Origin of the sequence: Caballeronia sp. J97, from assembly GCF_905220305.1 — a bacterium.
Taxonomy (GTDB): Bacteria; Pseudomonadota; Gammaproteobacteria; order Burkholderiales; family Burkholderiaceae; genus Caballeronia.
Genome location: NZ_CAJMZL010000002.1, coordinates 171,489 through 184,883, shown reverse-complemented (window position 1 = coordinate 184,883; position 13,395 = coordinate 171,489). Strand labels below are relative to the sequence as shown.

12 protein-coding genes are annotated in these 13,395 nt (G+C 64.6%); 4 read left to right on the top strand and 8 right to left on the bottom strand.

Annotation, left to right across the window (positions count from 1 at the left end; all coding sequences use genetic code 11):
- Positions 1 to 2: 2 nt before the first annotated feature.
- Together U4Y90_RS05250 and U4Y90_RS05245 are read right to left on the bottom strand one after the other, a co-directional pair.
- Positions 3 to 1,199, bottom strand: a complete 1,197-nt coding sequence (locus tag U4Y90_RS05250; RefSeq protein WP_321792929.1) for a M20 aminoacylase family protein — start codon at positions 1,197 to 1,199, stop codon at positions 3 to 5.
- A 122-nt stretch (positions 1,200 to 1,321) separates the two neighbouring features.
- Entirely contained in the window at positions 1,322 to 2,809 is a 1,488-nt protein-coding gene (locus tag U4Y90_RS05245) for a PLP-dependent aminotransferase family protein (RefSeq protein WP_321792927.1), read from the bottom strand.
- 129 nt (positions 2,810 to 2,938) lie between these two features.
- Between U4Y90_RS05245 and gabT the strand changes: the two genes are divergently transcribed.
- The 3 genes from gabT (at position 2,939) to U4Y90_RS05230 (ending at position 7,900) form a co-directional block, all read left to right on the top strand.
- On the top strand, positions 2,939 to 4,234 hold the full coding sequence (gabT, locus tag U4Y90_RS05240) for a 4-aminobutyrate--2-oxoglutarate transaminase (RefSeq protein WP_321792925.1): 1,296 nt from the start codon (positions 2,939 to 2,941) through the stop codon (positions 4,232 to 4,234).
- 774 nt (positions 4,235 to 5,008) lie between these two features.
- Complete coding sequence (locus tag U4Y90_RS05235; protein WP_321792923.1) at positions 5,009 to 6,469, top strand: NAD-dependent succinate-semialdehyde dehydrogenase; 1,461 nt, start codon at positions 5,009 to 5,011, stop codon at positions 6,467 to 6,469.
- A 267-nt stretch (positions 6,470 to 6,736) separates the two neighbouring features.
- Positions 6,737 to 7,900, top strand: a complete 1,164-nt coding sequence (locus U4Y90_RS05230) for a metallophosphoesterase (RefSeq protein WP_321792921.1) — start codon at positions 6,737 to 6,739, stop codon at positions 7,898 to 7,900.
- 179 nt (positions 7,901 to 8,079) lie between these two features.
- Here U4Y90_RS05230 and U4Y90_RS05225 read toward each other — a convergent pair whose 3' ends face one another.
- The 6 genes from U4Y90_RS05225 to U4Y90_RS05200 all read right to left on the bottom strand — a co-directional run bounded on the left by U4Y90_RS05225 (position 8,080) and on the right by U4Y90_RS05200 (position 12,707).
- Positions 8,080 to 8,730 (bottom strand): hypothetical protein, encoded by a 651-nt coding sequence (locus U4Y90_RS05225; protein WP_321792919.1) that lies wholly within the window; start codon positions 8,728 to 8,730, stop codon positions 8,080 to 8,082.
- Positions 8,731 to 8,770: 40 nt separating this feature from the next.
- On the bottom strand, positions 8,771 to 9,817 hold the full coding sequence (locus U4Y90_RS05220) for a patatin-like phospholipase family protein (protein WP_321792917.1): 1,047 nt from the start codon (positions 9,815 to 9,817) through the stop codon (positions 8,771 to 8,773).
- A gap of 61 nt (positions 9,818 to 9,878) precedes the next feature.
- The gene (locus U4Y90_RS05215; RefSeq protein ID WP_321792915.1) at positions 9,879 to 10,460 is read right to left on the bottom strand and encodes a hydrolase; all 582 of its coding nucleotides are present in this window, start codon (positions 10,458 to 10,460) and stop codon (positions 9,879 to 9,881) included.
- A gap of 36 nt (positions 10,461 to 10,496) precedes the next feature.
- Entirely contained in the window at positions 10,497 to 10,979 is a 483-nt protein-coding gene (gene msrB / locus U4Y90_RS05210; protein WP_321792913.1) for a peptide-methionine (R)-S-oxide reductase MsrB, read from the bottom strand.
- 43 nt (positions 10,980 to 11,022) lie between these two features.
- Positions 11,023 to 11,784, bottom strand: coding sequence for an ABC transporter permease (locus U4Y90_RS05205; RefSeq protein WP_321792911.1), 762 nt, complete (start codon positions 11,782 to 11,784; stop codon positions 11,023 to 11,025).
- Positions 11,781 to 12,707 carry an ABC transporter ATP-binding protein gene (locus U4Y90_RS05200; protein ID WP_321792909.1) on the bottom strand — a complete coding sequence of 309 codons (927 nt, stop codon included), beginning with the start codon at positions 12,705 to 12,707 and terminating at the stop codon, positions 11,781 to 11,783. The genes U4Y90_RS05205 and U4Y90_RS05200 overlap by 4 nt, the downstream gene beginning before the upstream one ends.
- A gap of 120 nt (positions 12,708 to 12,827) precedes the next feature.
- Here U4Y90_RS05200 and U4Y90_RS05195 point away from each other — a divergent pair, with 120 nt between their 5' ends.
- Positions 12,828 to 13,307, top strand: coding sequence for a 2,4'-dihydroxyacetophenone dioxygenase family protein (locus U4Y90_RS05195; RefSeq protein WP_321792907.1), 480 nt, complete (start codon positions 12,828 to 12,830; stop codon positions 13,305 to 13,307).
- Positions 13,308 to 13,395 lie beyond the last annotated feature (88 nt).

The window sequence follows — 13,395 nt, the reverse complement described above, 5'->3', positions numbered from 1 at the left end:
TGTCACGACGCCAGATAACGCTCCACCAGCCGCGCCCAGTAAGCCGCGCCGACCGGCAGATTCTTGTCGTTGAAGTCGTAATGCGGGTTGTGGACCATGCAGCCGTCCTCGCCCGCGCCGTTGCCGATGCGCAGGAACGAACCCGGCCGCTTCTGCAGCATGAACGCGAAATCCTCGCTGCCCATGAGCAAATCCGCGTGCGCGACGACGTTCTGCTCGCCGACCAGCTCGCGCGCGACCTGAATCGCGAACTCCGTCTCGGCGTCCGAATTCACGACGACCGGATAGCCTTCCAGATACTTCACCGTCGCCGTCGCGCCGTAGCTCGCGGCCTGCGACTCGACCAGATCCTTGATGCGGCGCTTCAGCAACTCGCGCACTTGCGGATCGAACGAGCGCACGGACAGTTCGAGCGTTGCGCGATTCGGGATGACGTTGTTCACCGTGCCCGCGTGCATCGAGCCGACGGTGACGACGGCCGGCTGCGCCGGATCGACGTTGCGCGCGACGACCGTCTGCAGCGCCATCACGATACTCGCCGTCACGACGACCGGGTCGACGGACAGATGCGGCCGTGCCGCGTGGCCGCCGACGCCCTCGATCACGATCGAAACCTGATCGCCCGCCGCCATGAACGGCCCCTTGCGGAACAGGAACGTGCCGGGCTGCGCGCCCGGATGGTTGTGCACGCCGAACACGGCATCGCAATGGAAGCGCTCGAAGAGACCCTCCTCGATCATCTTTTGCGCGCCGCTCGGGACGCCGTGCTCCTCCGCCGGCTGGAAGTACAGATGCACCGTGCCGTTGAAGCGCCGCGTGCGCGCGAGATGGCGCGCGGCGCCCAGCAGCATCGTCGTGTGGCCGTCGTGGCCGCACGCGTGCATCTTGCCGTGCGTCTCGCTCGCGTAGGGCTTGCCGCTCTGCTCGATGATCGGCAGCGCATCCATGTCGGCGCGCAGGCCGATGCGCTTCGCGCCGTCGCCCGCCTTCAACGTGCCGACGACACCCGTGCCGCCCACGCCGCGCGTCACCTGCCAGCCCCACTCTTCCAGCCGTTCGGCGACGAGCGCCGCGGTGCGCGTCTCCTCGTACGAAAGCTCCGGATGACGATGAATATCGTGGCGAATCTCGCGCAGCGACGGCGCGTCGTCGGAGAGATCGGCGATGACGGTGTAGTGTTGGTCGGACGAAGTCGTCATGGAAAAGCCCTTGCTGAAAGACGGAAAACGGCGCACATCATCCTCCACATGCGCGCCGCGTGCCAGTTCTTGCGCGAGATTTTTTCGACGGCAGTAAGCAAATCGTGAAGTTTCGGCCACTTTCAGCGCAGAAACCGGTCGATGACGCCGGCGAGTCTTGCGAAAGCCGGCGCGATCTCCTCGTCCGGCACGCATGCATAGCCGATCAGCAATCCCGATTCCGCATCGGGCCTCACCGCGTAATACCCCGACAACGGCCGCACGACGATGTCTTGCGCGAGCGCGGCGGCGGCGAGCGCGCGGTCGTCGACATGGCTGGGCAGTTTCAGCACCAGATGCAGCCCGGCATCGCCGCCGACGATGGCGAGCGTGTCGCCGTAGCGCCCGGCGATGGTCGCGAGCATCGCGTCGCGGCGCTGGCCGTAGAGCGCGCGCATCCGCCGGATATGCGACGTGAAATGGCCCTGCTCGATGAATTCCGCGAGCACCGCCTGCTGCAATAGCTGCCCCTCGCGATACAGCTCGGCGCTCGCCGTGGCGAAGCTCTCCGCGAGCGCCTCCGGCACCACGACATAACCGATGCGCAGTCCCGGAAACAGCGTCTTGCCGAAGCTGCCGACATAGATCACCTGCCCGGCCGTGTCCATGCCCTGCAGCGATGCGAGCGGGCGGCTGCCGTAGCGAAACTCGCTGTCGTAATCGTCCTCGATGATCCAGCAGCGATGTTGGCGCGCATATTCGAGCAGCATGCGCCGCCGCGCGAGGCTCATCACCATGCCGAGCGGATATTGATGCGACGGCGTGACGAGCATCAGCTTCGGCGGCGAAGCGAGATCGGCGGGCGTCGGCGCGATGCCTTCCGCGTCGACGGGAATCGCCTTCAGATCGAGCCCCGACACCTGCAACACGCTGCGCACGCCCCAGTAGCACGGATCTTCGGTCCAGATCGTGTCGCCCGGATCGGCGAGCAGCCGCGCGGCGAGGTCGATCGATTGATGAATGCCCGTCGTCACGACGATCTGCTCCGGCGTGCAGCGCACCGAGCGCGACGTGCGCAGATAGTGCGCGAGCGCGTGGCGCAGCCCCGCGTGGCCGCCGCCGGGCGCGTACGTGAGCAGATCGGGCAGCGGCTTGCGCCAGTATTTCGCCTGCAGCCGGTTCCATACGCGCGACGGAAACCGCGACACGTCCGGCACGCCCGGCATGAACGCGCCGCCCTGACGCTTCGAGACGCCCGCGGCCGAAATGAGGCGCGCGCCGCGCGTGGAAAGCGTCGAATGCGTATCGGATGGCGCGATGGCCGCGGGCGGCGCATCGTCGAAAACGATCTCGTCGGGCGTGCTGTCCGCGACGAAGGTGCCACGCCCCGTCGCCGACGACACGTAGCCTTCCAGCGCGAGCTGCTCGTAGACCTGCGTCACCGTGTTGCGCCCGACGCCCAGTTCCGCCGCGAGCAGCCGCGACGACGGCACTTTCGCCCCCGCCGCGAGCTCGCGCGTGAGGATCGCCTGCTGCAAGAGCCGGTGCAATTGACGATAGATCGGCTGGCCGTTCGTGCGGTCGATGCGCTGCGCCAGCCAGTCGGAAAGCACGCTTGCACGCGTCGACATCGAATTGGCTCCTATAGATTTATTGAAATGGCTCTGAACTTAAGGGCCAAATCTTACTATAGTCGACTCTAAATTCAGTCGGCCGATGCGGCCACCACCGACATGCGCTCTCGCGCGAAGGAGATATCTGTGAGCACGACCCTCAAGAACGCCGATCTGCAAGCCCGCAAGAACGCCGCGACCCCGCGCGGCGTCGGCGTGATGTGCGATTTTTACGCGGCGCGCGCCGAAAACGCGGAATTGTGGGACGTCGAGGGCCGCCGCTTCATCGATTTCGCGGCGGGCATCGCGGTGTGCAACACGGGGCATCGCCATCCGAAGATCGTCGAGGCGATCCGCGCGCAGCTCGACTGCTTCACGCACACCGCGTATCAGATCGTGCCGTACGAGTCGTATGTGTCGCTCGCGGAAAAGATCAGCGCCCGCGCGCCGGGCTCGCACGCGAAGAAGACCGCGTTTTTCACGACCGGTGCGGAGGCCGTCGAGAACGCGGTGAAGATCGCGCGCGCCGCGACGGGCCGGCCGGGCGTGATCGCGTTCACGGGCGGCTTTCACGGCCGCACGCTGATGGGCATGGCGCTCACCGGCAAGGTCGCGCCGTACAAGATCGGCTTCGGGCCGTTCCCGTCGGACGTTTATCACGCGCCGTTCCCGAATCCGCTGCACGGCGTGTCGGTTGCGGATTCACTGCGCGCGATCGAGCATCTGTTCAAGGCGGACATCGAGGCGACGCGCGTCGCCGCGATCATCTTCGAACCGGTGCAGGGCGAAGGCGGCTTCAATCCCGCGCCGGCGGACTTCGTGCGCGGCCTGCGCAAGATCTGCGACGAGCACGGCATCCTGCTCATCGCCGATGAAGTGCAGACCGGCTTCGCGCGCACCGGCAAGCTTTTCGCGATGGAGCACTACGACGTCGTGCCCGACCTGATGACGATCGCGAAGTCGCTCGCGGGCGGCATGCCGCTCTCGGGCGTCGTCGGACGCGCGGAGGTCATGGACGCGGCCGCGCCCGGCGGGCTCGGCGGCACGTATGCGGGCAATCCGCTCGCGGTGGCGGCGGCGCATGCGGTGCTCGACATCATCGACGATGAAAAGCTCTGCGAGCGCGCGACCGTGTTCGGTGACAAGCTCAAGGCGAAGCTCGAAGCGCTCAAGGGCGACGTGCCCCAAATCGCCGATGTGCGCGGTCCTGGCGCGATGATCGCCGTCGAGTTTTGCAAGCCCGGTTCGCACGATGCGGATGCGGCCTTCGCCAAGCGCGTGCAGACGCGGGCACTGGAGCGCGGTTTGCTGCTGCTCGTGTGTGGGGTTTATTCGAACGTTGTTCGGTTCCTGTTTCCGCTCACCATTCAGGAGCAGGTTTTCGATGAGGCTTTGGCTATTCTCGAAGATGTGCTGACGGAGACTGTGGGCGTTGCTGCCTGATTTGTAGTTGTTCTCTCTTCGCGAGGCGCGGTGTTTTTTCTCGTGCCTCGTGTGGTGTTGTTTGTTTTGGGTGCTTTGGGGTTTGTTGCCGGATCCCGTATTCGTGGTGGTCTATTAGCACTGCCCCTGTGCGGGGCGGCAGTCACTTTCTTTGCTGCTGCAAAGAAAGTAACCAAAGAAAGCAGCTATCCCCATCCAAAGTACCTCACACCGGCCCCGGCACAGGCGATTGGCCTAATGGTCCGCCTGTAGCGAGTGCCCTCACAAGCAGAACACAGCTTGGATCGCGCACGGTCTGACGAGCCAGTACCTTGAGGACGCTGGTTCAGCACGAAACAGCTTCGGCACAGCGCTACGCGCTGCCGCCGGGCCCACAAGGGAAACCATCGGTTTGCAATTGCAGTGAGATGGAAGTGTTAGCAAAGAAGCACGCGCAGACCCGATTAACCCATCGGCCACGAAGTGGGCCGGAGCAGTCTTGTGCCGTACCAGTTGTTTGTGTGGTGCGATGGGACAGACCGTGCGCTATCCAAGCCCTGTTCTGCTTGCGGGGGCACTCGCTACGGGCGGACCATTAGGCCAATCGCCTGTGCCGCGGCCGGTGTGAAGTACTTTGGATGGGAGAAGCTGCTTTCTTTGGTTACTTTCTTTGCAGCAGCAAAGAAAGTGACTGCCGCCCCGCACAGGGGCAACGCCAATAGACCACTAAAAAATCGGGATCCGCCGACAAGCAACCCAAAAGCGCCCCCAAACCCAACCAGGACTCGCAGAGAAATGAGCTTGAAAGACCACCTGAAGGACCCGACGCTCCTGCGTCACGATGCCTACATCGACGGTGAATGGCAGCAAGCCGACAACGGCGAGACCTTCGACGTCGTCAACCCGGCAACAGGCGAATCCCTCGGCGCAGTGCCGAAGATGGGCACGAGCGAAACGCGCCGCGCCGTCAACGCCGCCAACGCTGCCTGGCCGGCATGGCGCAAGAAAACCGCGAAGGAACGCGCAATCATCCTGCGCCGCTGGTTCGACCTGATGATGGCGAACGCAGACGATCTCGCGCTCATCCTCACGACCGAGCAAGGCAAGCCGCTCGCCGAAGCGAAGGGCGAAATCACCTACGCGGCCTCCTTCATCGAATGGTTCGCGGAGGAAGGCAAGCGCGTCGCCGGCGATACGCTCGCGACACCCGCCGCCGACAAGCGCATCGTCGTGACGAAGGAACCGATCGGCGTGTGCGCCGCGATCACGCCGTGGAACTTCCCCGCCGCAATGATCACGCGCAAGGTCGGACCGGCGCTCGCGGCCGGCTGCCCGATCGTCGTGAAGCCCGCCGAAGCCACACCCTTCTCCGCGTTCGCGCTCGCCGTGCTCGCGGAGCGCGCGGGCCTGCCCAAGGGCGTCCTCAGCATCCTCACCGGCGACCCGAAAGCGATCGGCGGCGAAATGACGGGCAATCCGATCGTGCGCAAGCTGTCGTTCACCGGTTCCACCGCCGTCGGCCGTCTGCTGATGGCGCAAAGCGCGCCGACCGTCAAGAAGGTGACGCTGGAACTCGGCGGCAACGCACCGTTCATCGTGTTCGACGACGCCGATCTCGACTCGGCCGTTGAAGGCGCGATCGCATCGAAGTATCGCAATAGCGGACAGACTTGCGTGTGCACGAACCGTTTCTACGTGCACGAGCGCGTCTACGATGCGTTCGCGCAAAAGCTGGCGGCGGCGGTCGGCAAGCTCAAGGTCGGGCGCGGCACCGAAAGCGGCGTGGCGCTCGGGCCGCTGATCAACGAAGCAGCCGTGCAGAAGGTCGAGTCGCATATCGAAGACGCGCTCGCCAAAGGCGCGGCGCTCGCTTCGGGCGGCAAGCGTCACGCGCTCGGCCACGGCTTCTTCGAGCCGACCGTGCTGACGGGCGTCACGCCCGACATGAAGGTCGCGAAGGAAGAAACCTTCGGCCCGCTCGCGCCGATCTTCAAGTTCGCATCCGACGATGAAGTCGTGCACCTCGCCAACGACACCGAGTTCGGTCTCGCCGCGTACTTCTACAGCCGCGACATCGGCCGCATCTGGCGCGTGGCCGAAGCGCTCGAGTACGGCATGGTGGGCATCAACACCGGCCTGATCTCGAACGAAGTGGCGCCGTTCGGCGGCGTCAAGCAATCAGGGCTCGGGCGCGAAGGCTCGCATTACGGAATCGACGACTATGTCGTCATCAAGTATCTCTGCATGGCCGTCTGAACGCGCGTGATCGCGCGTGCAATGCAGAAGCCTCGGCGCCGCGAACGCCGAGGCTTTTTCTTTTGACGCCTCGTGCCGGTCAGTCCGCCTATGGCTCGCCCGCGTCGCGCCCGCGTCTTTCTGACGATAAATTTCGATCGGCCCTCCTTCATCGCCGCGCGCCATCGAAGGCATGACCGGCGTCTAACCGGTAAAATCGGCGCCATATCCGGCACGGGCGCGCGCCGCCCGTCTCCTTGCCGCTTCTTCGATCCCTCCAGGAGCGCTATGCGACGCTCGGCATTCTTTCTCCGCTTCATCGGCATCGGCGTTCTGTTTCACATCTATGTCGGCGTGCGGCTCATTCCGGACGCGCCCGTCGGCCTGCCGCTCAAGGTATTGGCGGCGATCCTGCTCGCGGCATCGGTCATCGTCATTCCGCTCGGCATGGCGGCGCGACAGATCGAACCGCAGTCGCTCGCCGACCGCCTCGCCTGGTTCGGGCTCACCGCGCTGGGGTTTTTCTCGTCGCTCCTGCTTCTGACCTTTGCGCGCGACGTGTTGCTGTTCTTCGTGCATCTCGTCGACTGGATGCGCGGCGGGCCGATCGGCTCGCCGGTGCTGGTCGCGTATAGCGCGCTAGTCGTGCCGATCCTCGCCGTGCTCTTCTCCGCGATCGGTTTCTACAACGCGCGGCGGCGCGCGCCGGTCGTGAGCGTGGACGTGCCTATCGATAATCTGCCGGCCGCGCTCGATGGCTTCACGATCGCGCAGATCAGTGACATCCACGTCGGGCCGACGATCAAGCGCCACTATGTGGAGCGGATCGTCGCGGCCGTCAATGGGCTCGAGCCGGATCTGATCGCCGTGACGGGCGATGTCGTCGACGGCACCGTGCCGAATCTCGCCGAACACACGCGCCCGCTCGCGAGCCTCAGCGCGCGGCATGGCGCTTTTCTCGTCACCGGGAACCACGAGTACTATTCCGGCGCCGACAAGTGGATCGCCGAATTCCGACGCCTAGGGCTGACCGTGCTGCTCAATCAGCATGTCGTCCTGAATCACGACGGCGCGCAGGCCGTGGTCGCGGGCGTCACCGACTTCAGTGCAGGCAGTTTCGATCCGGCGCATCGCAGCGATCCCGCGAAGGCGATCAGCGGCGCGCCCGACGATGCCGGCGTGCGCGTCCTGCTCGCGCACCAGCCGCGCAGCGCGACGGCCGCCGCCGAAGCAGGCTTTACGCTGCAGCTTTCAGGTCACACGCATGGCGGTCAGTTTCTGCCGTGGAATTTCTTCGTGCGCCTGCAGCAGCCGTTCGTCGCCGGACTCGTGAAGTTCAACGGACTTTGGGTCTATACGAGCCGGGGCACCGGCTATTGGGGACCGCCCAAACGGCTGGGCGCGCCATCAGAGATCACCTTGGTTCGACTGGTCGCGTCGGCGTCTGCATGAAAAAAAGGACGTGCTGCGTATCAACGCAGCACGTCCAGCGCTCGGGGACAAGCGCAGCGCACGAACACGGGGATGAACGGGCGCTCCCGACTGGCGGGCGGGGCCCCGCCAGTGAGTAATTAAACATACGGGCGCGGGAAAACTTAAGCCACAAGAGATTTCCTAAAGGGGCGCGCCGCTCAATGTTTTTTTGGCGAAGTGCTCGAGCGATCGCTCACGACGTCGACTCTGACCGTTTCTCCGTTCGAGAGCGCGCCTGCTTCGCCCGAATTGCGCGTGCGCACCTCGATCGGCAGGCCGTCCGCATCCTTCAGCATGACCACGCCCGACGCAGCGTCGATGCTCGTCACTCGCGCCACGAAGCGCTTGTCGCCGGGAAGCGCCTCCTGCAGCTTCGCTTGTCTCACCGGCGTCAGGGTGACGGGTTGCAGCGCGCCGCTCTTGACGCGAGTGCCGAGCGGCAACTTGTCGAGATCATGCATCCCGGAACTCACGTTGAGTTGCCTCTCGTTCCCCTGCGCATCCACCACCGTGACACGATGCGCAGCGACGTCGACCGCCTTCACTTCGCCGATGACCTGCACGAGCATGCGACCTTCGATATGCAATGGAGCCCGCTGCGCCATCGCAGACCCATCGCCCACCGCAATCAACGAAGCCGCAACCACCATTCCGAGCTTTCTTGTTTTCATAGCCATTTCCTTTGTCGCGGGGGTTGCCGGCGCCGCGCGCAATCGTTTGCGTCTGCATCCGCCCTTTACAACTCCCGCGGCCGATTTTGCCGTCGATCGACCGATCCATGTACGGCGGATCGCGAAATTTTGTGTCAAACGGCACGATGCTATTCGCGCGAACTCATCTGCGACGACGCTACGGCTTTCCCGATACCGCCGCCGGCATCGACGTATAAACGCTCTTGTGCGGCGCCGTGCCTTCCCTCGGCCAGTCCGAACGCTCATCGAAAAACCATTCCGCGCGCTCCCGCCCCTTGCGGATCAGCGCGTGAATCAGCGCCGGATTGCGATCGAGTTTCGACGCATAATCGAGCGGCCCGGGATAGTCCTTTGCATCGAGGTGCATCTGCACGACGCGAACCTTGATCGGCTTGTAGCGCTTCGCGAGCGATGTGTCCGCCGCGAGCCACTCGTTCACGCGCGTCGTGAAGTAAAGCTCCTGCCCCAACGCGAGATTGCCGGAAAGCTCGTTGCGCCGGTCGATGATCTCGTTCATCGATTCGGGCAGTTCGCGACGATATTGTGGATTGATCTGCACGACCCAGATCTCGTCGGGCCGCAGGTCGAGCGCGAAGTCGGTGAACTCGCGCACCGGGGGATTGCTGCTGAAGAGTCCGTCCCAGCACATGCGGCCATCGGCCGCGACCGCGCGATACAGCGGCGGCACCGCGGCCGATGCGACCAGTTGATCCTGATTCAGCGTGTCGCCGGGAAAAATCACGCGATCGCCGGTGCGCACGTCGGTCGCGCCGACGAGGAGCGTGGGCTGCGCGCGCCGCTTCGGATCGGCCGGCAGCGACGCGAACGGCAGATGCTCCCCTAGCAGTTCGCGCAGGCGCTCCTCCGCGACCGGCGGATAGAGATACGGGCTGATTTCGGCATTGATCGGCAGCCGCGCGTACCACGTGCCGATCGCATTGGCGACGATATCCGGCCCGTCGCGCGCTTCCAGATCCTTCCAGAAGCCGGCGAGGCGACGCCTCGCGTCGGGCGGGCCGCCCAGGAGCAGGCCGGCCCAGACGAGCGCGCTGCACATCGCGCCGCCCGATGTTCCGGACAGCGCCACGAGTTCGAACCGGTTGATGAATTCACCGCTCAGCAGCCGGTCGAACACGCCCGCGGCGAACGCCGCATGGCTGCCGCCGCCCTGACACGCGATCGCAACTTTCGGAATGTCCGCCATCACCGCACCTCTGGCGTCCGTCGATATCGGACGTACGCTACAGGATAGGCGACGCGCGCCGCTATGCCAGCGCCGCCAGCACCTGCTGCGTCGAACGGACCCGGCCGATGCGCGGAAAGATGTAACGGCAGGTCGATTCGTGCGTGTCGGCGTTCAGATCGCTCATCGCGTCCTCGACGAAAACCTGCTGATAGCCGCGCTCATGCGCGCCGCGCGCGGTCGAATCCACGCCGATCGCCGTCGCGATGCCGCCCAGCACGATCGTGCCGACGCCGCGCCGGCGCAAATGCGAATCGAGATCCGTGTTGTAGAACGCGCCCCACTGCCGCTTGATGACGACGATGTCCGACGCCTGCATGCCCAACTCCGCGCATAGCTCGCTCCAGCCCGCAGGCTCCGGCGCTTCCTGCGCCTGACCCGCGTCGGTGACCGGGCGCAGCCCGCCGGGGGCGTTCGGAAACGCCACCTTGACGAGCACGACCGGAGCGCCCAGCGCCCGAAAGCGATCGGCGAGCGCACGCGCGTTGGCGAGCACGCTCGCGGCATCGTGAGGCTGCACGGGCAAGGCGGCGATTCCTGCCTGCAAATCGATCAGCACGAGCGCCGTTTTCGCGGGATCGAGCTTGAGTTCGGGTGCGTTCATGGGACGGTCGCGAAAATGGTGGTTGAGTGCGCGATGTCAGGCTTCGTCGTGCAGAAAGTCGAGCGCCGCGCCGTTCATGCAGTAGCGCAGGCCGGTGGGCTTCGGGCCATCGTCGAAGACGTGACCGAGATGCCCGCCGCAGCGCCGGCAATGCACCTCGTTGCGCATGTGGCCGGTCGCGTCCGCGTGCATCGCGACCGCGCCATCGACGGGCTTCCAGAAGCTCGGCCAGCCGGTGCCGCTGTCGAATTTCGTCGCCGACGAGAACAGCGCGAGCCCACATCCCGCGCACGCGTATGTGCCGTCACGGCGCTCCTTGAGCAGCGGACTCGCGAACGGCGGCTCGGTGCCGCCGCGCCTGAGCACGCGGAATTGCTCGGAGGACAGACGGCGGCGCCAGTCGGCGCTGCTGTGGTCGATCTCGTACGATCTGGCGGGCGCCGGATGGCCCGCGCCGCCCGCGAACGCAGCGGCCATCGCACCGAGCAAATTGCGCTTCGTGCGTTTCATGATTTTCATCCGCTGAACGCTCTCATGTCCTTATCCGCGCCATCGGGCGACGCTACGATTTGAGTCGGTATCCGGTCTTGAAGATCCACGCGACGATCCCGATGAATACCGCCAGAAACACCAGCGTCATGCCGAAACTCACGCCGACCTGGACATCGGCGAGTCCGTAGAAGCTCCACCGGAAGCCGCTGATCAGATAGACGACCGGATTGAACAGCGCGACGGTCTTCCAGAACGGCGGCAGGATATTGATCGAATAGAAGCTGCCGCCGAGAAACGTGAGCGGCGTGACAATCAGCAGTGGAATGATCTGCAGTTTCTCGAAGCCGTCCGCCCAGATGCCGATGATGAACCCGAGCAGACTGAACGTCACCGACGTGAGCAGCAGGAAGACGATCATCCAGACGGGGTGATCGATTCTCAGCGGCACGAACAGGCGCGCGGTCAGAAGAATGATCAGGCCGAGGATGACGGATTTGGTCGCGGCCGCGCCCACGTAGCTCACGACGAGCTCGAAGTACGACACCGGCGCGGACAACAGTTCGTAGATCGTGCCCGTGAACTTAGGGAAATAGATGCCGAACGACGCATTCGCGATGCTCTGCGTGAGCAGCGACAACATCACGAGGCCCGGCACGATGAACGCGCCGTAGCTGATGCCGTCGACTTCCGGAATGCGCGAGCCGATGGCCGCGCCGAACACGACGAAATACAGCGACGTGGAAATGACGGGCGACACGATGCTCTGCATCAGCGTGCGCCCGGCGCGCGCCATCTCGAAACGATAGATCGCGCGAACGGCGTATAGATTCATTTGGCTTCCCTGACGAGGCTCACGAAGATGTCTTCGAGCGAGCTTTGCGTCGTTTGCAGATCCTTGAAACGCACGCCGGCTTCGTCGACGTGGCGCAACAGCGCGATGATGCGGCCCGGCTCGTCGTGCGCGTCATACGTGTAGGTGAGCTCGCCGCCGTCCGCCGAGCGCGCGAGGCCGTAAGGCTCGAGCGGCGCGGGAACTTCCGCGAGCGGATGCTCGAGCTGCAGCGTGAGCTTCTTCTGCCCGAGCTTGCGCATCAACTCGTGCTTTTCCTCGACGAGCACGATCTCGCCGTGATTGATGACGCCGATGCGGTCTGCCATCTCCTCCGCTTCCTCGATGTAATGCGTCGTCAGGATGATGGTCACGCCGCCGGACTGCAACTCGCGCACGAGGTTCCACATGTCGCGGCGCAGTTCGACGTCGACGCCCGCGGTGGGCTCGTCGAGAAAGAGAATCTCGGGCTCGTGCGCGAGCGCCTTCGCGATCAGCACGCGCCGTTTCATGCCGCCCGAGAGCGTCATGATCTTGTTGTCCTTCTTGGCCCAGAGCGAGAGGGATTTCAGCACCTTCTCGACGTACGCCGGATTCTTCGGCCGGCCGAAGAGACCTCGGCTGAACGATACGGTCGCCCAGACGGTTTCGAAGGCGTCGGTGGTGAGTTCCTGCGGCACGAGGCCGATCATCGCGCGCGCGGCGCGATAGTCCGAGACGATATCGTGACCGGCGACGGTCACTTTGCCCTCGCTCGGATTGACAATGCCGCAAACGGTGCTGATCAACGTCGTCTTGCCCGCCCCGTTGGGCCCGAGCAGCGCGAAAATTTCACCGCGCCGGATCTCCAGATTCACGTTCCGGAGCGCGCGGAAGCCCGACCCGTAGGTCTTGGACAGATTGGAAACGGTAATGATGGTCGGCATGGCGGGACGATAGCAGATACCGCGCGATCCGGCTTGGACGACAGGGGTCGTCCGTTCGGCCAATGTTCGTCGCGCGCCGCGCTGCTTACAATGCACTGCTGAATGCCAGGAGGCGACACCATGCTGTTCGAACAGATCCAGACTACATGCCTCAACGACGCCGACCTGCCGTGGGTGCCGTTCACGCCGTACAGCGAGCGCGTGCTCGTCAAGTATTTCAAGCTCGACCCGATTCGCGGCGAGGTCATCGCGCTCATGAAGGCGCCGGCGAAAGGCCAGATGCCGCGCCATCGTCATACGGGAACCGTGATCGTCTACACGGTCGCGGGGCGGTGGAAATATCAGGAGCACGACTGGATCGCGGAGCCGGGCAGCATCGTGTACGAGACGGCGGGGTCGAGCCACACGCCGGAGGCGCTGCCATCGGATGCCGGCGGCGCGGACATCGTCACGCTCAATATCATTCAGGGCGAACTGCTTTTCGTGAACGACGACGGCCGCGTGCTCGCCGCCGAAAACTGGAAGAGCGGCTGGGACCGTTATGCTGCTTTCTGTCATGCAAACGGCATCGCCCCGAAGGATTTGACGGCTTTCGGGTAACGCCGCGGCCTGCGCCGCTGGTTAGAATCGATCCCTGGACGCGCCTCGCGCGCTTTCGACCATTTCCGGTTTGCCGGCCGCACGCGCC

Bases quoted from the DNA above. Each gene is read 5' to 3' on its own strand.
- U4Y90_RS05250 (WP_321792929.1), bottom strand. From the start codon at position 1,199: ATGACGACTTCGTCCGACCAACACTACACCGTCATCGCCGATCTCTCC.
- msrB (WP_321792913.1), bottom strand. From the start codon at position 10,979: ATGAAAATCATGAAACGCACGAAGCGCAATTTGCTCGGTGCGATGGCC.
- U4Y90_RS05230 (WP_321792921.1), top strand. From the start codon at position 6,737: ATGCGACGCTCGGCATTCTTTCTCCGCTTCATCGGCATCGGCGTTCTG.
- U4Y90_RS05235 (WP_321792923.1), top strand. From the start codon at position 5,009: ATGAGCTTGAAAGACCACCTGAAGGACCCGACGCTCCTGCGTCACGAT.
- U4Y90_RS05220 (WP_321792917.1), bottom strand. From the start codon at position 9,817: ATGGCGGACATTCCGAAAGTTGCGATCGCGTGTCAGGGCGGCGGCAGC.
- U4Y90_RS05195 (WP_321792907.1), top strand. From the start codon at position 12,828: ATGCTGTTCGAACAGATCCAGACTACATGCCTCAACGACGCCGACCTG.
- U4Y90_RS05245 (WP_321792927.1), bottom strand. From the start codon at position 2,809: ATGTCGACGCGTGCAAGCGTGCTTTCCGACTGGCTGGCGCAGCGCATC.
- U4Y90_RS05200 (WP_321792909.1), bottom strand. From the start codon at position 12,707: ATGCCGACCATCATTACCGTTTCCAATCTGTCCAAGACCTACGGGTCG.
- U4Y90_RS05215 (WP_321792915.1), bottom strand. From the start codon at position 10,460: ATGAACGCACCCGAACTCAAGCTCGATCCCGCGAAAACGGCGCTCGTG.
- U4Y90_RS05205 (WP_321792911.1), bottom strand. From the start codon at position 11,784: ATGAATCTATACGCCGTTCGCGCGATCTATCGTTTCGAGATGGCGCGC.